At 72.7% G+C, this 17,960-nt stretch carries 21 protein-coding genes and 1 tRNA gene; 11 read left to right on the top strand and 11 right to left on the bottom strand.

Annotated features, from left to right (window positions below; genetic code table 11):
- Nucleotide 1: 1 nt before the first annotated feature.
- Nucleotides 2–796, top strand: a complete 795-nt coding sequence (locus AB0M08_RS45605; protein ID WP_364508070.1) for an Ig-like domain-containing protein — start codon at nt 2–4, stop codon at nt 794–796.
- A 56-nt stretch (nt 797–852) separates the two neighbouring features.
- Here the strand turns inward: AB0M08_RS45605 and AB0M08_RS45600 are convergent, their stop codons facing one another.
- The 3 genes from AB0M08_RS45600 to AB0M08_RS45590 form a co-directional block, all read right to left on the bottom strand.
- Nucleotides 853–975 (bottom strand): hypothetical protein, encoded by a 123-nt coding sequence (locus AB0M08_RS45600; RefSeq protein WP_364508068.1) that lies wholly within the window; start codon nt 973–975, stop codon nt 853–855.
- Nucleotides 976–1,075: 100 nt separating this feature from the next.
- Nucleotides 1,076–1,147 (bottom strand) — tRNA-Val (locus AB0M08_RS45595).
- Nucleotides 1,148–1,200: 53 nt separating this feature from the next.
- On the bottom strand, nt 1,201–1,608 hold the full coding sequence (locus AB0M08_RS45590) for a TIGR02611 family protein (protein ID WP_364508065.1): 408 nt from the start codon (nt 1,606–1,608) through the stop codon (nt 1,201–1,203).
- Between the two features lie 276 nt (nt 1,609–1,884).
- Here AB0M08_RS45590 and AB0M08_RS45585 point away from each other — a divergent pair, with 276 nt between their 5' ends.
- The 4 genes from AB0M08_RS45585 to AB0M08_RS45570 all read left to right on the top strand — a co-directional run bounded on the left by AB0M08_RS45585 (nt 1,885) and on the right by AB0M08_RS45570 (nt 4,226).
- The gene (locus tag AB0M08_RS45585) at nt 1,885–2,316 is read left to right on the top strand and encodes an SsgA family sporulation/cell division regulator (protein WP_014446635.1); all 432 of its coding nucleotides are present in this window, start codon (nt 1,885–1,887) and stop codon (nt 2,314–2,316) included.
- Nucleotides 2,317–2,569: 253 nt separating this feature from the next.
- On the top strand, nt 2,570–3,454 hold the full coding sequence (locus AB0M08_RS45580) for an AraC family transcriptional regulator (protein WP_364508062.1): 885 nt from the start codon (nt 2,570–2,572) through the stop codon (nt 3,452–3,454).
- Between the two features lie 66 nt (nt 3,455–3,520).
- Entirely contained in the window at nt 3,521–3,976 is a 456-nt protein-coding gene (locus AB0M08_RS45575; protein ID WP_364508059.1) for an Rrf2 family transcriptional regulator, read from the top strand.
- A 64-nt stretch (nt 3,977–4,040) separates the two neighbouring features.
- Complete coding sequence (locus AB0M08_RS45570) at nt 4,041–4,226, top strand: DUF4236 domain-containing protein (protein ID WP_364508057.1); 186 nt, start codon at nt 4,041–4,043, stop codon at nt 4,224–4,226.
- Here the strand turns inward: AB0M08_RS45570 and AB0M08_RS45565 are convergent.
- Nucleotides 4,221–5,117: a hypothetical protein gene (locus AB0M08_RS45565; protein ID WP_364508054.1), complete on the bottom strand. Its 897-nt coding sequence runs from the start codon at nt 5,115–5,117 to the stop codon at nt 4,221–4,223. The two genes, AB0M08_RS45570 and AB0M08_RS45565, sit on opposite strands and share 6 nt — an antisense overlap.
- A gap of 75 nt (nt 5,118–5,192) precedes the next feature.
- Between AB0M08_RS45565 and AB0M08_RS45560 the strand changes: the two genes are divergently transcribed.
- Both AB0M08_RS45560 and AB0M08_RS45555 read left to right on the top strand, forming a co-directional pair.
- Nucleotides 5,193–6,671: a fibronectin type III domain-containing protein gene (locus AB0M08_RS45560; RefSeq protein WP_364508051.1), complete on the top strand. Its 1,479-nt coding sequence runs from the start codon at nt 5,193–5,195 to the stop codon at nt 6,669–6,671.
- Between the two features lie 89 nt (nt 6,672–6,760).
- Nucleotides 6,761–8,329, top strand: coding sequence for a GGDEF domain-containing protein (locus AB0M08_RS45555; RefSeq protein WP_364508049.1), 1,569 nt, complete (start codon nt 6,761–6,763; stop codon nt 8,327–8,329).
- 4 nt (nt 8,330–8,333) lie between these two features.
- Here AB0M08_RS45555 and AB0M08_RS45550 read toward each other — a convergent pair whose 3' ends face one another.
- The 5 genes from AB0M08_RS45550 to AB0M08_RS45530 all read right to left on the bottom strand — a co-directional run bounded on the left by AB0M08_RS45550 (nt 8,334) and on the right by AB0M08_RS45530 (nt 13,231).
- Complete coding sequence (locus AB0M08_RS45550; RefSeq protein WP_364508046.1) at nt 8,334–8,843, bottom strand: DUF664 domain-containing protein; 510 nt, start codon at nt 8,841–8,843, stop codon at nt 8,334–8,336.
- A gap of 52 nt (nt 8,844–8,895) precedes the next feature.
- A complete protein-coding gene (locus tag AB0M08_RS45545) occupies nt 8,896–9,693 on the bottom strand; it encodes an endonuclease/exonuclease/phosphatase family protein (RefSeq protein ID WP_364508043.1) in 798 nt (265 codons plus the stop codon).
- The gene (locus AB0M08_RS45540) at nt 9,690–11,165 is read right to left on the bottom strand and encodes a phosphatase PAP2 family protein (RefSeq protein ID WP_364508040.1); all 1,476 of its coding nucleotides are present in this window, start codon (nt 11,163–11,165) and stop codon (nt 9,690–9,692) included. The genes AB0M08_RS45545 and AB0M08_RS45540 overlap by 4 nt, the downstream gene beginning before the upstream one ends.
- Before the next feature lie 34 nt (nt 11,166–11,199).
- Nucleotides 11,200–12,210: a YihY/virulence factor BrkB family protein gene (locus tag AB0M08_RS45535; RefSeq protein WP_364508038.1), complete on the bottom strand. Its 1,011-nt coding sequence runs from the start codon at nt 12,208–12,210 to the stop codon at nt 11,200–11,202.
- A gap of 73 nt (nt 12,211–12,283) precedes the next feature.
- Complete coding sequence (locus AB0M08_RS45530; RefSeq protein ID WP_364508035.1) at nt 12,284–13,231, bottom strand: diacylglycerol kinase family protein; 948 nt, start codon at nt 13,229–13,231, stop codon at nt 12,284–12,286.
- Between the two features lie 76 nt (nt 13,232–13,307).
- Between AB0M08_RS45530 and AB0M08_RS45525 the strand changes: the two genes are divergently transcribed.
- From AB0M08_RS45525 to AB0M08_RS45515, 3 genes are read left to right on the top strand one after another with little or no spacing between them, the layout of a single operon-like run.
- The gene (locus AB0M08_RS45525; RefSeq protein WP_364508032.1) at nt 13,308–13,808 is read left to right on the top strand and encodes a DUF1990 domain-containing protein; all 501 of its coding nucleotides are present in this window, start codon (nt 13,308–13,310) and stop codon (nt 13,806–13,808) included.
- Entirely contained in the window at nt 13,805–14,581 is a 777-nt protein-coding gene (locus AB0M08_RS45520; RefSeq protein WP_364508029.1) for an MBL fold metallo-hydrolase, read from the top strand. Before AB0M08_RS45525 ends, AB0M08_RS45520 begins: the two co-directional genes overlap by 4 nt.
- Nucleotides 14,578–15,150, top strand: a complete 573-nt coding sequence (locus tag AB0M08_RS45515) for a VTT domain-containing protein (RefSeq protein ID WP_364508027.1) — start codon at nt 14,578–14,580, stop codon at nt 15,148–15,150. Before AB0M08_RS45520 ends, AB0M08_RS45515 begins: the two co-directional genes overlap by 4 nt.
- Here the strand turns inward: AB0M08_RS45515 and AB0M08_RS45510 are convergent.
- Nucleotides 15,140–16,033: a serine hydrolase gene (locus AB0M08_RS45510; RefSeq protein WP_364508025.1), complete on the bottom strand. Its 894-nt coding sequence runs from the start codon at nt 16,031–16,033 to the stop codon at nt 15,140–15,142. The two genes, AB0M08_RS45515 and AB0M08_RS45510, sit on opposite strands and share 11 nt — an antisense overlap.
- Before the next feature lie 213 nt (nt 16,034–16,246).
- Between AB0M08_RS45510 and AB0M08_RS45505 the strand changes: the two genes are divergently transcribed.
- The gene (locus AB0M08_RS45505) at nt 16,247–17,269 is read left to right on the top strand and encodes a hypothetical protein (protein ID WP_364508022.1); all 1,023 of its coding nucleotides are present in this window, start codon (nt 16,247–16,249) and stop codon (nt 17,267–17,269) included.
- A 455-nt stretch (nt 17,270–17,724) separates the two neighbouring features.
- On the opposite strand, the gene AB0M08_RS45500 is transcribed toward AB0M08_RS45505, so the two are convergent.
- Nucleotides 17,725–17,960: hypothetical protein (locus AB0M08_RS45500; protein ID WP_364508073.1), on the bottom strand; the 236-nt coding region annotated here is incomplete at its 5' end.

Below are 17,960 nucleotides of genomic sequence, written 5' to 3'. Positions count from 1 at the left end.
GTTGCTCAGCAACGTCGATCTTGGAGACCCTCATCTGTTCACTCAGCAACCACCCACGTCCACGCAGGTGACCCCAGTCATCACTCGTCTAGTCGCCGACGTCGACGACCCGGCTGGCGTCGATCACGTCGAGTGGTGGCTCGACGGCGTCCAGCTCGGCACTGGAACCAGCCTGCCCTGGTCCGGCTCGTACCCGAACGGGAAGGTCATCGTCGAGATCCGGGCCTGGGACAAGCTCGGCCAGGAGACCACGGCCGGCTGGTACGTCTACATCGACAACACCGACCCGACAGTCGACTCGCTCACGCCGGCAAACGGACAGCTGCTACGCGGCAAGTCCTTCACCACCAAGATCGCCGCCTCGGACGCCGATTCCGTGGACGTCTCGACACGGCTCGTCGGCGGGTGCACCTGCACCTCCGCAACCGTCCGCACCGGCAAGGACGGCACGCAGACGGTGACCTGGCAGGTCACCGACGCCGCCGGCAACGTACGCACCGTCAAGCGCACGGTGATCGTGGACAACACCAAGCCGACGCTCAAGGTGACCAAGGGACCGAAGAACGGCGCGAAGGTCAGCGGCACGGTCAAGGTCGTCGCCGCCGCCAAGGACAAGAACAGCATCGCCAAGGTGCAGCTGCTGATCAACGGCAAGGTGGTCGCCACCGACGCCAGGGCTGGCTACGCCTTCTCGATCAACACCAAGAAGTACGGCAAGAAGTTCACCGTCAAGCTCCGCGCCTACGACAAGGCGGGCAACGTGACGGTCAGCTCCACTCGCACCTGGCACCGCTGATCGCGTACGGAGAATCGGCGCCGGGCCCGCGATGGACCCGGCGCCGATCCGCGTTCTCAGCCGAGTGCCGGCGCCAGGACTTCCGCGCACCGCTGGTGGAACGTGGTCGGAGTACTGCTGGCCGGGGTGCGCGGCACCGCGTTGTCCATCCCGGCGGCCTTGGCGGCCAGCAGGCGCAACGCCGCGGGGGCCGCTGCTCCCCGTTTGCTCCCAAATAATGACAAAACACCCGCTGCCGTGGATCATGGCAGCGGGTGTTTTCGCAGCTAGATATACTTGTGGGCGATACTGGGATCGAACCAGTGACCTCTCCGGTGTGAACGGAGCGCTCTCCCGCTGAGCTAATCGCCCTCAACGAGACAGAACTCTACCGGATGGGCCGCGGGGCGCGCGAATCCGGGGGGTCAACCCCGGTGCAACCAGTCCAGGGCGACCTGAAACAGGTCAATGCCGAAGCTCATCCGAACGCTGAGCCAGACCACCGCGCTGATGAAGATCAGGCCGACCAGCCCCACCACCGCGCGAACCGGGAGAGACTGGCGGGCGATCCAGTGGGTCCAACTCTGGACGTGGCGCTTCGTGAACGCGAGCGCGCCGCGCGCCCAGTGGAACTCGACGGCGAGGATCGCCAGACCGAGGATGACGATGGCCCAGCCGGGGCCGGGGAACGGGATCAGGATGATCCCGACGATGACCACCAGGCCACCGAGGGTGCCGATGCCGATCTTCAGGGCCAGCCGGCCGGTCGGAGTGGAACGGATACGGTCGAGCACACGCACGCCTGAAGCCCTGTCGTCCGGTTTTAGGACCATTTCATCCCCCAGTGTCCCGGAGCCCCGTCACCACCCGGGAGAAATGGACGTTACCGGAGTAAGTCAACTGCTGGACCACCCGACGCCGGGCGGAACCGAGTACATGGGCAGAACAGGACAAGGTATCGCTTTACGTCCTGGGCGGAGGCGTTTTCGGAACCGTCTTCCCACTACTGGGTGAGATCAGCGTATGGCGGAGCGTAACGACAGGGATCACCTGAGTATGGGAAACGCGGGGTTCACCAGCCTCGCAGCGGTGCCGGGGGGAGTTCGTCCATGAGTACCATTCGTCCAACGACCGTCGAGGTCGAAACCTCGCTGCGGCTCGTAGCGCCTGACGCGACGGCACTGCCCGTGCGCGCCAGTCTGCGGTACGACCCAGCGGACCCGTACGCGGTCCACGTGTTGTTCCACGCAGAATCAGCCGGTGGGGAAGCCGTGAGCTGGTCCTTCGCGCGGGAACTGCTCGTGACCGGGCTCGACGAGCCCGCGGGTATCGGCGATGTCCGGGTGTGGCCGTGGGCCACGCCGCGCGGAGACTTCGTCGCTCTGGCCTTGTCGTCCCCGGACGGCAACGCCCTGTTCGAGGTGCCGCGCAGCGTCCTGGTCCGGTTCCTGCGGCGCACCTATGTGGTGGTGCCCCGCGGCCGGGAATCCGATCACCTGGACGTCGACGCGGCGGTCAACCGGCTACTGGCGGGCCGATGACGATAGTCGGTCGGCGGCGCTGATCGACAACGCGGTGAAGGGCGACCCGCACGGACCTCGGTGGTCCGCGCGGGTCGCCCTTTATCCAGGAACCGCACGCCCCGGAGTGGCCCTTTATCCGGGAAAGGCAAGGGTTCTCCGAATAGCAATCGGAATCGGACGTATAGCGAATACCGAGCAATAATTCGGACAAATAGCGCGTTACGTTCAGTACCGGATGCGTTGACGGTCATCGACGGATACCGTCATCGCGATGCCAGCTCTCACTCACCGCGCTGAGCGCGCGCACACGTATCCACCGCCCGAGTGGGCGGGGGTCGGCGCCTGCGCCCTGCCGGCGACGACGGACGCCGCCGTCACCGGTCTGCTGGAGTGTCACGCGCTTGTGCTGACCGCCACGGGGCCCTGGTACGCCGACATCGACTTCACCTCCCACCTCTGCGGCCCGGGAACCCTGCTCTGGCTCCGGCCGGGGCAGGCCGCCGCCTTCCGTCCGGCCGCCGACGGCGCGGCCGAGCCACGGTCGGTCGTCTTCCGCTCCGGCCTCTTCGCCCCGGGGGAACTCCCCGGGCTGGAGCCCGACGATCCGGACGGGCCGGGGTCGACACCCCTGGTCCTGGCCGAACCGGAGGTGTTCCGGTCCGCGATGGACCATCTGGCGGCGGACGCCGGCGGTCGGGCCGGCACGGTCACCGCGGCCCTCCTCCGGCACGAGCTCGCCGCCCTGCTGCTCCGCATCCGGTCGCTGGACGGCACCGAGCCGTCGGCCGTGAACGTGGAGGCCCGGACGTTCGAGCGGTTCCGGCGGCGGCTCGAGGAGGGCTACCCGTCGAGTCGCCGGGTCGAGGACTACGCCGCCGAACTGGGCTGCTCGGTCCGGACGCTGACCCGCGCCAGTCTCTCGATCACCGGGCGTACGGCCAAGCAGGTGGTCGACGACCGGGTCGCGCTGCAGGCGCGCCGGCTGCTCGCCGCGACCGACCTGTCGGTGGCGGAGGTGGGCCGGGGCCTGGGCTTCGGCGAGCCGACCAACTTCGGCCGGTTCTTCCACCGCGAGACGGGTCTCAGCCCTGGTCAGTTCCGTGGCCGGTACGCCGGCCCGACCGGGGTCCCGGGCCAGCGGCGCCCCGCCGATTGAGGGTTAATTCCCATATCGGGGTGGGGTATCTGCACCCGGGCGGCACGGACAGGGCAGAATAGCCGGGTGCAGATCTCCGCGCGCGGCGACTACGCGGTCCGGGCCGCCCTCAGTTTGGCGCAGGCCTACCCCGCCCTGATGTCCGCCCAAGCCATCGCCCAGGACCAGGAAATGCCCCGCAAGTTCCTCGAGGCGGTGCTCGCCGACCTGCGCCGCGCCGGCGTGGTCCGGGCACAGCGCGGGGCCGAGGGGGGTTACACGCTGTCGCACCCGCCACGGGACGTGACCATCGGCCAGATCCTGCGGGCCGTGGACGGCCCGCTGGCCGGGGTGCGCGGCCTGCGGCCCGAGGAGACGCAGTACTCCGGCGCCGCCGAGAACCTGCCGAACCTCTGGGTGGCGGTCCGCGCCGCGGTGCGCGAGGTGGTCGACGAGGTGAGCCTGGCCGAGCTGATCAGCGGCCGGATGCCGGCGCACGTCCGGAAGCTCACCACCCGGCCGGACGCCTGGCAGCCGCGCTGACGTTTGTGGATCGACGCGATCGGGAACCGTCTGCCCATCACGCAACGAGATGGGAGACGCTCCGATGGGCCTCATGTTCCGCAGCCGCAAGAAGTTCGGGCCGTTGATCCTGAACTTCACTGAGAACGGTTTCTCGTCCTGGAGCATCAAGATCGGTCGCTGGTCCTGGAACTCCAAGGCACGGGCGCACCGGGTCGACCTGCCCGGGCCGCTCTCCTGGAAGCAGGACAAGTCCCGCTCCCGCTCATAGGACGCTGATCTCGACGTCGCCGCCCAGGCGGCCGTGTTCCGGCCGCCGGGCGACCGTCCCCGCGTCGATCAGCTGGTGCAGCACCCGGGTCGCGTCGGCGGCCCGGTAGACCGTCTCGGTCAGCGCGAAGGTGCGCAGCTCGGACACGGTCGCGGTACCCACCTCGGTCAGGTGCGCCAGCAGTTCGCGGCGGAGCGGGCCGGGATGCGGCGTGAGCGAGATGTCGATCAGGTGCCGGTCCGGGTCGCCGGGGTCGCGCAGCCGTACGCCGGCGAACTCGTCGACCGCCCAGAGCGCCTCCTTGAAGCCCTCCAGGCTCTTCCCCGACCCGGTCGCGAAGACCACCACCTCGCCCGGTTCCTCGCCGGTGGCCAGTTCGGCCGCGGTGAGGAGCGGGAATCCGGCCGTCCGGTAGGGCGTCACGTCGGTGCCGGGCGCCAGGATCATCAGCACCTCCACCGGCCTGCCCGCGGTCAGGGCCCGGACGGTGGTCACCGCGGGCGGTTCGCTCGCTCCCGCCGCGTCCAGAAATCCCATCACGGGTACGCGGGACGCCCCCACCGCCTGCAGGGAGACGCCGGCCCGCGCGTCGGTCCCGCCCCCGATCGGCAGCACGGTGAGCCCGGCCCCCGCGCCCGCCTGGCGCTGCACCTCCGCCAACCTCCCCCCGAGTGTCGTCAAGTCGTCACCGATGACCACCATGGACAGTTCCCGGCCCCGCGCGAGGTCGGGCAGGTCGGCGATCGCCCGCACCGCGGCCTCGGCGGTGGCCGGGTCGGCGTCGGCGTATCCGTGCAGATAGATCGCCCGGCGACCCCGATGCAGCGCCGCCGGGGCCCACGCCTCCAGGCAGCGGATCAGTAGTTCGCGTTTGACCGTCGTGATCGACATACCCGTGTTGTACCCCGTCGCCCGTCACGCTCCAAGACTTGTACACAGGGTATCCGTGTGAGCACTATGTGATACGTGGCCCCACCACTCGCCGACCTCACCGCCCAGGCCCAGACGCTGACTTCGGCAGGCGATCTCGCGGGCGCCCGGGCCGTCCTCGCCGACGGCCTGCGCGGCGCGGACGCCGATCCGCGCCGGGCGACCGACGATCTCGCCGTCGCCGCGGCCCTGCACGCCCGGGTGCTGATCGCGCTCGGCGACCCGCAGTCCGCCCGTCTCTGGGCGGCGTACGCCCACCAGGCCGAGGAGCGCCTGCACGGCCCCCGCGACGAGCGCACGGTCGCCGCCGCGGCCACCCACGCCGCCGTCCTGCAGCGGATCGGCCAGCACGGCCGGGCCGCGCTGGTCTACCACGACCTGCTCGCCGAGATGACCCGGCTGGACGGTGGCGACTCGCCCCGGGTACTGGCCGCCGAGGCCGACCTGGCGATCGCCGAGCACTCGGCCGGCCACTGTGGCGCGGCCCGGGCCCGGCTGGCGAACGCGTGGCGGCGGCACCGGACGGCGTACGGCGACGAGGCCCCGGCCGGCATCAAGATGCTGGCCCGGCTCGGCGCGATGGAGCGCGAGTGCGGCCGGGACGCGGCGGCCCGCGAGCACCTGGCCCTGGCGAACGACCTCAGCGCCCGGCATCTCCCGCCCGGGCACCCGCTGGCCCGGCAGGCCGCCCGGCTGGCCGCCGCGGAGCGCACCGGGCGGCACACCTGCGGCAAGATGCGCCGGCCCGCGCCCACCGCCGACGACGACACCGAGATCCGGGTGGGCGCGTTCCGGCCGTTCCCGCGGCGGCCGACCGTGCCCGACCCGGCCTCGGTCGACCCGTGGGACACCGCCGAGCTCGACGACCCGGCCCAGCCCCCGCCGGACGACCGGGAGACCGACCCGGCCGGGACCGTCTACCAGCAGCCGCTCTACCTCCGCGACGTACACCGCTCCCCCGGCGACGTGACCGGGCGGCACGCCCGGGCGGACACCCCGCCGCCGCTCCCCGGCCAGCGGGCGCCGGACTACGGCGAGGACGGCCGCCCACTGCCGAAGGGGACCGCCCGGCCCGAACCGGAGGCCAGGCCGCGGTCCCGCGGCCGCACGGTGATGCTGGCCGCGGCCCTGGCGGCGGGGGTGGCCGCGACCACCGCCGCGGTCATCCTCACCCTGCCGGACGCGAACGGCGCCGTCACCCCGGCGGCCGCACCCACCACCGCGACCACGACCACGACGACCCCGCTGGGCGCACCGGACGGCGTACGGATCGTCCGGGACACCGGGGACAGCGTCACCCTGCAGTGGATGTACCCGGCGACCGGCACCGGTCAGGTGGTCATCTCCGGCGCCCGGAGCGGCGAGCCGGCCGCCGAGTTCCAGAAGCTGCCCGCCGGCACCACGGACTTCGTCGTCTACAGCCTCGACACCGGGGAGAACTACTGCTTCAGCATCGGCGTACGCCAATCGAAGAACCGGATCGCCGGCGCGGCGCCGGTGTGTACCCGCCGGTGACCGCAACCGCCTCGCAACCGGACCGGACCCGTTCCGCACCCGCGGGCCCGGAGGGTGGGCAGTCACAGCCTCGAGAGGAAGCAGGGCCTGTGACGACGGAGACGGCGAGTTGTGCCCCGGTCGGCGTCCTCGAGTCCGCCGTCGCGGAGCTCGAGACCCGGCCGATGTCCGCGTTCCGCACCGTCCGCGAGCCGGCCGAGGCGATCCGCGCGCAGGCCGCCGAGCTGACCGCCGAGCTCGGCGCGGACGAGATCCGGCACCGGGCCGACCTGCTGCTGGCCATGGTCGCGCTGCGCGAGGGGCGGACCGGCGAGGGCGGCCAGATCGCGCACCGGGTGCAGGCCTGGGCGGAGCGGCACGGCGCGCCGTACGTCCTGGCCCGCGCGCACCGCGAGCTGTCGATCTTCTACCGGCACGTGGGCGACTTCGCCGACTCGCTGAAGCATGCCGTCCAGGCGGTCGCCCATCTCACCGGCGACACCCCGGCGACCGTACGCACCCGTCACCTGCTCACGCTCTCGGTCGCGCTGGACGAGACCGGGTCGCGGGCCGACGGGGAGAACCGGGCCCGGGAGGCGCTGACCCTGGCCGCGTCCGCCGGGGACCACGAGATGGCGCTGCTCGTGCTGAACAACATGGCGTACAGCGCGTACGAGGTCGACGACGAGCCCGCCGCCCGCTCCCGGGTCGAGCAGATGCGCCGGTTGCGGGCCCGCAGCGGCCACCGGTTCGGCGCGAACGAGCTGGACACCATCGCCCGGGTGGAGATGATGAGCGCCCGGTACGACGCCGTCGAGGCCGTGCTCGCCCCGGTCCTGGCCGACCAGGTCGACGCGAACGAGGCCGACGCGGCCGCCGAGTGCCGGCTGACCCTGGCCGTCGCCCGCCGGCTGGACGGCCGGTACGCCGAGGCCCAGGCCGCCCTGGACGCCACCCTCACGCTCTGCGACCAGCGCGGGCTGGCCGCCGTCCGGGCACGGCTGCGCGAGGAGCGGGCGGCGCTCTACGCGGCCACCGGGCGGTACGCGGAGGCGTACGAGGAGCACCGCGCCTTCCACACCGAGTCCACCGCGCTGCTCTCGGTGCAGCGGGAGGCCCGGGCCCGCGCGCTGCAGGCGGTCTTCGACGCGAACGAGGCGCGCCGGGCCAGTGAGCACTTCCGGGAGATGGCCCACCGGGACGCGCTCACCGGCCTCTACAACCGCCGCTTCGTCAACGAGCGGGTGCCCGCCCTGCTGCTGGAGGCCGCCGCCCGGCGCCGCCCGATCTCGCTGGCGATCGTCGACCTGGACCACTTCAAGCGGGTCAACGACACGCTCTCGCACGCCACCGGCGACACGGTCCTGCAGCACGTCGCCGAGCTGCTGACCGAGTCGGCGCCGGGCAGCGCCCTCGCCGCCCGGATGGGCGGCGAGGAGTTCCTGCTGGTCTTCCCCGGGATGAACGCCGCCGAGGCGGCGGTGCGCTGCGAGCGGCTGCGCCTGCGGATCCGGGCGCACCCCTGGGAGCCGATCACCGGGACCCTGCCGGTGACCACCAGCATCGGGATGACCACCGCCCCGGAGGGCGAGGGCACCTTCTCGTCGCTGCTCTCCATCGCCGACCGCAACCTGTACGCCGCCAAGCGCAACGGCCGGGACCGGGTGGTCGCCGGGTGACCGGTCACTCCCCGACGGCGCCCACCGCCAGTTCGGCCACGATGTCCACGTGGCCGACGTGCCGGGCGTACTCCTGGACCAGGTGGAAGAGGATCCGCTCCAGGGTGGGCGGCGCGGCGCCGTCCCAGCGCGGGCCGGGCCGGCCGACCTCGTCCAGCCGGGTCGCGGCGACCACCTCGCCGGTGTGCGCGCCCTGCGCCCGCAGCTCGTCGGCGAGGGCGGCGAAGCCCTCATCGGCGGCGACGTACCAGCGGTCGACGTTCCGGTCGCCCCACGGGTCGTCGAACGGCTTCCCCTCGAATCCCCACTCGATCCACCGCAGCTCCACGTACCGCAGGTGCTTGACCAGTTCGAGCGGGGTCCAGCCGGAGGGCAGGCGGCTGGTGCGGCGCTCGCCGTCGGGCATCGCGGCCACCTTGGCCAGCAGGGTCTCCCGGAAGTAGTCCAGGTAGCCGGTGAAGACCTCGGCGGTGCCGGCCGCCGCGCGGGTCGGCTCGGGGAACTCGATCGTCATGCCGCGAGTATGCGTCGTGGACCGGCGCCCGGGAACGATCGCCCCGCCCGGATCACAGGTCCAGGTCGACCCGGACGGGGTAGTGGTCGGAGGCGTGCTCGGTGGCGCCGCCCCGGATCACCCGCATCTCCCGGGCCGCGGCGGCCACCGGCGGGCTGGCCAGCACGTAGTCCAGGCGCATGCCGCCGAACTCCGCGCCGCCGCCCCGGCTGGTCGGCACGGTCCGCGGATCGCCGTCGCCGGCCACCCGCCACAGGTCGGTGAAGCCCGCCCCGGCGAAGGCCGCCAGCGCCCGGGAGTCCACCGCGCCGTCCGGGCCCAGGTGCCGCCTCCGGTACGCCGCGTCCAGGCCGTCCAGCGCCGCCTCGTGGTCGTCCGCGGGGTGCAGCCCGTTCAGGTCCCCGGCCAGCACGACCCGGGCGGTGGTGGAGGCGTACCGCAGGGCCAGGAAGCGGGCCTCGCGACGGCGCCGGTCCGGGGAGAACGGGTTGAGGTGGGTGCTGACCACGGTCAGGTGGGCGCCGCCGCCCAGACCGATCAGCGCCACCGCGGCCGCGTGGTGCAGCCGCCAGGTCACGCTCGCCGTACGGTCCATCCGCAGCGGCGGCCGGACCAGCACCGCCACCGGCTGCCCGAAGACCGACCGGGCCAGGTGCGGGACCATCCCGGCCGCGTGGGCCAGGTCCCGCATCCGGCGCCCGCCGGACCGGTCGAAGTCCCGGAGCTCCTGCAGGCAGAGCAGGTCGGGCCGCGCCGCGCTGATCACCTGGGCGATCGCCGGGAGACGGATCCGCTCGCGGCGGTCCACTCCCCCGGTCTTGATGTTCCAGGTCATCAGGCGCAGTCTCACCGGACCGGCTCCAGGTCGGGTATGGCGGAGGCCTCGGCGGCCGCCTCCGTGGCCGTCCCGGCGTGCTCGCCGGGCCGCACGGTGATCCAGAGTACGGTCAGCCACCCCGCGCTGAGCAGCACCGCGCCGAGCACGTCGGTCGGGTGGTGCATGCCCCGGTACATCCGGGAGAGCGCCACGCCGATCGGCATCAGCACCGCGAGCACCGGGAAGACCCAGCGCCACGCCGACCGGATCCGCGGCATGCTGATCAGCGCGATCGCCGTCCAGAGGCAGATGGTCGCCGCGATGTGCCCGGACGGGAAGGACGAGGTCGGCATCCGGCCGTCCATCTGGTCGGTGAGCGGTCGCGGCCGGTCCACCGCGGCGGCGCTGGTCAGGAAGAGGGTGAGCTCGCCGAACATGGCGAGCGCCAGGAAGAGCACCGGGCGCCACCGCCGCCACGCGGCGATCGCCAGCGGGCAGAAGATCAGCGAGACGAAGAGGATCGCGTGGGTGTCGCCGGCCTTGCTCCAGAGCCGGCTCAGCTCGTCCAGGTCCGGGGTCCGGAAGGTCTGCAGCCACTGGTCGAAGCGCTCGTCCCAGCCCGGCGTCCAGCGGGTCACCACGTACCCCACGCCGTAGAGCATCCCGAAGACGAGCACCCAGCCGACCAGGATCTCGGCGCCCTTGGCCCACGGGTGCGGCAGCACCGCGTCCTCGGCGGGCGCGGGCCGCAGGTCGGCCGCGGCCTCCGGTTCCAGGCCGTCGTGGACCGGCGAGGCGGTCCGGTGCCCGGCCTCGCGCCGCCAGATCCGGAAGGCGTACGCCGTGACGCTGATCCAGGCGAGCCCGAGCAGCCAACCGGCCAGCACGTCGGAGAGGAAGTGCACGCCGAGCGCGATCCGGCTGAATCCGATCAGCGCCACGATCAGCCCGGCCAGCCCGAGGAACCAGGGCCGCCCGGCGCGCTTGACCATCGGGATCAGCACCAGCGCGAGCATCCCGTAGACGATCATCGAGCCGAGCGCGTGCCCGCTCGGGAAGCTGTTGCCCGGCGCGTGCGCGACCGGCGCCTCGACCACCGGGCGGACCCGGCCGACCAGCGCCTTCAGCGACGGGTCCAGGATCAGCGCGCCGATCCCGGTGACCACCAGGTAGAGCGCGGGCCGTGGCCGCCGCCGGAGCAGCAGCGCCGCCACCACGACCGCCACCAGCAGCGTCATGAAGACCCGCCCGCCGAACGACGAGATCTGTTCCAGGACCTTGACCGCGAGTTCGGAAGCGGCCACCCGGCGGTTCAGGCCGTCGGCGATCGCCTGGTCCAGGTTCCGCAGCGGGGTCCAGTGAAAGCGGACCAGCAGGAGCAGCGTGCCGAAGGCGAGGCCCGCGGCGATCACCGCGGCCAGGCCGAGCACGCTGCGCTCGGCGAAGTGCCGCACCGGAGCCCAGCCGGTGCGTTCCACCACGCGGTTGTCGTCTTCGACGGTCATCAGGCACTCCACGAGAGATCGGGGTGCCGCGTTCTTACCCGGTGGGTTCGGCCGGTACACCGGGAGTGCGCTGAGCGGGGAGGTCGGCCGTCGGCGTCGGCTTCCACTGGTCCGGCTGGGCGGGCTTCGCACCGACCCGGCGGGCCTCCAACTGGGCCGCGAAGGCCAGCCCGAGGAAGAACGCGATGCCGGTCAGGTTCGCCCAGAGCAGCAGCGCCATCATCGCGGTGAGCGGACCGTACGTCGCCCCGAAGCTGCCGCTGACCCGGACGTACCCGGCCAGGCCCAGGCTCGCCAGCCACCACAGCACGGTCGCCACCACCGCGCCGACCAGCAGCCAGGAGAGCGCCGGCTGGCGGCGCCGCGGCGCGTGCCGGAAGAGCGCGCCGACCGCGAAGACGATCAGTGCGAGGCTGACCGGCCAGCGCACCACGTCCCAGCCCACCCGGAGCACGCCGGGCAGGTGGAAGTTCTGCTCCGCCGACTCGCCCGCCGCGCGCCCGGCGACCAGCAGCAGGAAACCGACCAGAGCGGGCAGTCCCGCGGTCAGCGCGAGCACGACGGCCCGGGTGTACTTCAGCAGCGCCGGGCGGTCCCGCTCCACCCCGTAGATCCGGTTGGCGCCCCGCTCCACCTGGGCCATCGCGGTGGTCAGCGCGACCAGGCCGGTGATCAGGCCGAGGGTCAGGGCCAGTTCGCCGGCGTCCTCGGTACGGTCGTCGTCCTCCAGCAGCTCACGGACGAGTGGCTCGCTCGCGCCCGGGGTCAGCGCGATCACGGTGTCCGCGACCACCTGCCCGCCGGACTCGGCGCCCAGGTCGGTGGCGAGTCCGGAGAGGGCGATCAGGAACGGGACGACGGCGAGGCAGAGCTGCAGCGCGAACGCCCGGGAGTGGCTGAAGCCGTCGCCGTACCGGAACCGGACGAACGCGTCGCGCAGCAGCGGCCAGCCGCCGTAGTGCCGCAGCGCCAGGTACGCATCGTCGGCCGACAGCTCGTCCCCGGCCATGGTGCGGGTCTCGGGAACGGGTTCCGTACTGCTCATGCCGGCGCTCCGCTGCGCTCCACGCCGGCCCTAGCAGAGGCGCTGAGCCCGATGGTGAGCTCCCTTCGGTCGCTCACAGCTGTTCGGCCCGCTTCGCGACCGTATTCGCGTCGAACGCCAGATCCGGGTCCGCGTCCGGCTGCGGCACGCAGAGCAGCAGGGCCCGGGGGCGTACCGAGATCTTCATGGCCCGGCCCGGCGCGATCAGGTCACCGTCCAGCTGCCGGGGCTGGGCGTGGTTGCTGTACAGCTCCACCCGGGACGCGGTGAACGTCTCCATGGTCGGCACCCGCTCCCGCCGGCTGGCCACCGCCGCGATCAGCCGGGCCCAGGAGAAGAGCCCGGTCGGGCTGATGACCGCCACGTTGAGCCGGCCGTCGTCCGGCACCGCCTTCTTGAGCAGCCGCACCCCGCCCTGCAGCCGGCCCACGTTGCCGACGATCACCGTACGCGGATGGCGGGGCATCGGCGCGCCGCCGTCCAGCCGGATCCGCACCCGCATCGGCCGGTCCAGCAGGTGTTTCATCGCGCCGCCCAGGTACGCCGGCCAGCCGATGTGCTTCTTGGCCCGCTCCGAGGTGTCCTGCAGCATCATCGCGTCGAAGCCCATCCCGGCCATCACCACGAAGCACTGGTCGCCACAGACACCCACGTCGATCCGCCGCCGGCCGCCGTCCAGCGCCACCTGCAGCCCGGCCGCCGGGTCGGTGCCCAGCCCGAGGTTCGCCGCGAGCAGGTTGCCGGTCCCGGCCGGGAGCACGGCGAGCGCCACGTCGGTGCCGGCCAGCGCGGTGACCACGGCCTGCACCGTGCCGTCGCCGCCGCACGCGAAGACCAGCTCGGCGCCCTCGGCCGCGGCCCGCTTGGCCTGGCCGCGGCCCGGGTCCTCCGGCGTGGTCTCGAACCAGGTGGGCTCCGGCCACCCGGCCTTGCGGAGAGCCGCGTGCATGGTGCGCCGCAGCTGATCGAGATCGGCCACCTTGGCGGGGTTCACCACGACGGCGGAGCGGGGTCCTGTCACGGGAACAGTCTGCCGGAGTCACATCACAGCTGCGACTCAGGAATCACGGAGAGCCCCGAAGGGCACACTTGGGCGCGTGAGTGAACTGACGTACCCCGAGATCGGCCGGACCCGGACCGGAAACCTGCCGGATGGTTACCGGCACCTGCGCTATCGGACGCTGATCGGCTCCGGCGACGCGGTCTACGCGGCGGCCGGCGAGGCGGTCGTCACGTTCCGGATGCACCGCGCCACCGGGGCCCGGGTCCACGCCGACGCCGGGCGCGCCGCTCCGGGCGTCGGCATCACCATCGGCCTCGGCCCGGTCAGCGCACCCTGCGAGATCGTCTGGGTGACGGCAGACAAGATCAAGACCGGTTTCGCGTACGGCACCCGGGCCGGACACCCGGCGACCGGGGAGGAGTCGTTCGCCGTCGAGCGCGACGACCAGGGCCGGGTGTGGTTCCAGGTCGTCGCGTTCAGCCGTCCGGCCGGTGCCCTGATGCGCCTCGCCGGGCCGGTCGCGGTGCTCTTCCAGCGGCTCTACGCGCGCCAGTGCGGCCGGGTGCTGCGCAGGCTCGGTAACGTGGCCCCGTGAGCACGACAGCGGTCACCTGGTGGGGACACAGCACGGTGTGGCTGTCCGACTCCGGCGTCACCCTGCTCACCGACCCGGTGCTCACCGACCGGCTGGCCCACCTGCGGCGGATCGCCGGCCCGTCACCCCGGCTCCCCGGGCCACCGGACGCGGTGCTCCTCTCCCACCTGCACGCGGATCACTTCCACGTCGCCTCGCTCCGGGCCGTACCCGGGAAGCCTCTGTTGATCGTGCCGAAGGGAGCCGCCGCCTTCACCGCCAAGGCGCTCGGGCCGGAGGCGGCCCGGCGCTGTGTCGAGCTGGCACCCGGCGAGGAGACCTCGGTCGGCGCGGTCACCGTGCGCGCCGTGCAGGCCCGGCACGACGGCGGCCGCGGACCGTGGTCCCGGGAGCGCGCCGCGGCGATCGGCTTCGTCGTCGAGGGCGCCGCCCGCACCTGGTACGCGGGCGACACCGGCCTCTTCGACGGGATGCACGGGCTCGGCCCGCTCGACCTCGCGCTGATCCCGGTCGGCGGCTGGGGGCCCACCCTCGGCGCGCACGGCCACCTGGACGCGCGGGCCGCGGCCGAGGCACTGCGCCGGGTGAAGGCCTCCTGGGCGGTGCCGGTGCACTACGGCACGCTCTGGCCGATGGGCATGGGCACCATCCGCCGGCACATGTTCGACGGGCCCGGCGAGCAGTTCGCCGAGCACGCGCTGCACACCGCGCCGGACACCCGGGTCCGGGTGCTGCGGCACGCCGAGACGCTGACCCTGGACCCCACCACGTGATCAGCACCCTGGAGACCATCGGCTGGCTCTTCGCGGTCGTCTGCTTCGGCGCCATCGTGCCGATCGTGCCGACCGGCGCCGCGGTGAGCAGCGCCGCCGCGCTCGCCTTCCACGACGGCGAGCCGATCACCATGGTCCTGGTGGTCGCCTCCGGCGCGGCCGGCGCCTACGTCGGCGACCTGGCGATGTACGCGATGTGCCGGCTCGGCGGCGAGCAGCTGGCCCGCCGCCTGCGCTGGCTGCGCGACGAGGAGCGGCTCGCCTCGGTCAAGGAGCGGCTCAAGCAGCACCAGATCCAGGTGCTGCTGCTCTCCCGGCTGATCCCGGGCGGCCGGGTGCCGGTGCTGCTCGCCGCCGCCTTCGTCGGCCTGCCGTGGCGTACCTTCGTGGTCGCCAACCTGCCGGCCTGCGCCCTCTGGTCCACCGTCTACGCCGCGATCGGCCTGGCCGGCGGCTCGATCTTCCCCGAGGCGTGGCAGGGCGTGGTCGCCGCGGTCGTCCTGATCCTGATCGTGAACCAGACGATGAGCTGGTGGAACAAGCGCCGGGAGGCCCGGCTCAGTACTTGAGGTGGGTCCGGGTCATCTTCGCGGCCTTCTCCACCACGCTGATGCCGTCGGGCATCGTCGCGTTCTGGTGCGAGAGGACCGCGATGGAGACGTCCACGTCGTCCCCGGTGATCCGGCCCACCGAGTTGATGATCCAGAGGTTGTTCTCGGTCGAGCGCTGCAGCCAGCCGTTCTTCACGGTCGCCTCCTCGCCGGTCTTCGCCGCCGCCGGCACACCCCACTCCTGGTCCTCGGAGACGGTGCTCATCAGCGTGTGGGCGTAGTCGCGGGAGTCCTCGTCGAGCGGGCTGTCCTCGTCCACCAGCTGGTTCAGCAGCTTCACCTGGTCGCTGACGGTGGTCTTGGTCAGCCCCCAGGCGCTGTTCACCACGGTGTCGGTGAGCCCCAGCTTCTTGTCGCACTTCTGGATCGCGGACTGCTTGCCGAGCGCGACGAAGAGCGAGGTGGTCGCGTCGTTGTCGCTGTTCCGGATCATCAGCTTGGCCCGGGAGTCCTCGCTGTCGGTGAGCTCCCGGTCGTCGGCCTGCGCGTGCAGCAGCAGACAGGCGAGCACCTGCACCTTGACGATGCTGGCGGTCTCGTACTGCTCGTCGCCGCGGTACGCGTACGTCTCGCCGGTGTTCCGGTCCAGGACGGCCACCGAGAACTCGGGCACCGTCTCGGCGTACTCCTTCAGCGCCGCGGTCAGCGCCGTCTCCCGCTTCTTCCGCTCGATCGCGGCCAGTTCCTCGGCGCTCGGCCCGGTCGGCGACGGCGACGAGGCGCTGCCGGTCAGGAACGTGCCACCGGTCACCGAGCCACCGACCAGGCCCTTCGCCACCAGCGCTCCACCTCCCAGCACGACGACGGCGGCCATGATCAGGATCAGGTTCGGGGTTCGCACGCATGCATACTGCCGTGCCGCCGCCCTCCGTCGCGCCCCCGGTTCCTGTGGATTCCACATGAGTCCGCTTTTTTCAACCCAGAGCTTCCGGTACGACACGAGCGGTCACGAGACTCCGGCGTACGCGACGATCCCATGCCCCGGCGGTGTCCGGTTCGTCACGGTCACCACCATCGCCGGGAAGGGCGGGACACGGGGGCGCAGAATGGGTGCATGGCGTCCCTGCTGTCCCGAGCCTTCCAGATCTCCCGTGCCGCCCTCGCCGCGCCGGCCATCGCCGCCGACCTCACGCGCGCCGCGATCGGCCAGGTGGTCGAGACCGCCGCCACGGTCGCCTCGGTGCCGGTCCGCGCCGTCACCCTGCTCGGCCAGGCCGAACTCCTGGTCACCCGGGCCGGCCTGGCGATCGGCCAGGCCGAGGAGCTGATCCAGCGGGTCGGCGCGGTCGCCACCGCCGCCGAGCACACGGTCACCCAGGCCCAGACCATCGCCACGACGGCCGAGGTCACGGTCGCCGAGGCCCGCGCCATCGCCACGGCCGCCGCCCTCACCGTCGAGGAGGCCGGCGCCATCTCGGCCTCGGCCGCCACCCTCGTACAGCGCGCCACCACCACCGCCGACGGCGCCCGCGACCTGGTCGTCCGCGCCGGCACCACCGCCGACGCCGCCGCCGAGGTCATCACCGAGGCCCGCACCCTGACCACCACGGCGAACACGGTGATGACCGACGTCACCACCCTGACCGGCACAGCGACCACCGTGATGACGAACGCCACCGCCCTGACCACCAAGGCCGACGGCATCGTGAACGACGTGACAGCCCTGACCGGCCGCGCCGACGGCATCGTCACCGACGCGGCGGCCGTGGCCGCACGGGCCTCAGCGGTGGTTCAGCAGGCGGAGCAGGCGGCGGCCGTCGCGACCGAGCTCCTCGAGGGCTACGCCCCCACCCTCCGCCAGGCCGCCCCGCTCGCGGCCCGTTTCGTCGACGAGCTCACCCCCGACGAGGTGACCGCCGCGATCCGGATGGTCGACCAGCTCCCCGCCCTCCGCGACCACCTGGTCGACGACGTGATGCCCCTGCTCAGCAAGCTCGACCAGGTCGGCCCCGACCTGCACAAACTCCTCGAGGTCACCGAGGACCTGCACCTGGCGATCGCCGGCCTCCCGGGCCTCAAACTCCTCCGCCGCCGAGGCGAGGAACGCACCGCCGAGGACCACCACCCCCGCCCCTGACACCCACCTCCCCGCCACACCCTCCCCGCTGCACCCCCGCGCCCTTCTCCGCCACACCCCCACCCCGCCACGCCCTCAACGCCTACCCGGTCCGGCCACAGCACACGATCACCCGAAGCGAGGCGGCCGCAGCGCACAGTCGCCCAACCCGAGCCGCCCGCAGCACACGATCGACCAGACCAGGGCAGCCAGAGCACACGATCGACCAGAACGGGGCGGCGACCGCACACGATCGGCCGAAAACGGGGCGGCGTGGAGACACGATCGGCGTTCGGGGACGTCTGCCGCCCGCCAGAGGGCTGCGCCCGTCCACGAACGGTCAACGAGTACCCGCGCCGCCCCGGGATCCGCGAGCGGCCGGGTTCCGCACTTGGCTGGCGCTGTGGGGTGTGTCGAGCGCCCCGACACACCCCACAGCGCCAGCCGGAAGCGGTCGGCGTCCGCTCGGCTGGCGCCTACGACCGGAAAAGCGAGCTCGAAACCGTCCTCAATGCCAGCCGCCGCGCTCTGCCTTGCATGCCAAGCGCCAAGCGCCAAGCGCCGGGCTGCGGGCGCCGGGCGGCAGGCGGCAGGCGGCGGGCTGCGGGCTGCGGGCTCGGCTTCTTGCGGGCCGCGGTCGCCACGTTGTTGTAGTTGACGAAGATGCCCTGGGCGGTCTCGGGCCGCAGGTAGTGCAGGCCGTCGGCGCTCT

The organism is Actinoplanes sp. NPDC051851 (assembly GCF_040681165.1).
Classification (GTDB): domain Bacteria; phylum Actinomycetota; class Actinomycetes; order Mycobacteriales; family Micromonosporaceae; genus Actinoplanes.
The sequence above is the reverse complement of the archived record's forward strand: the minus strand, read 5'-3'. Positions and strand labels throughout refer to the sequence as shown.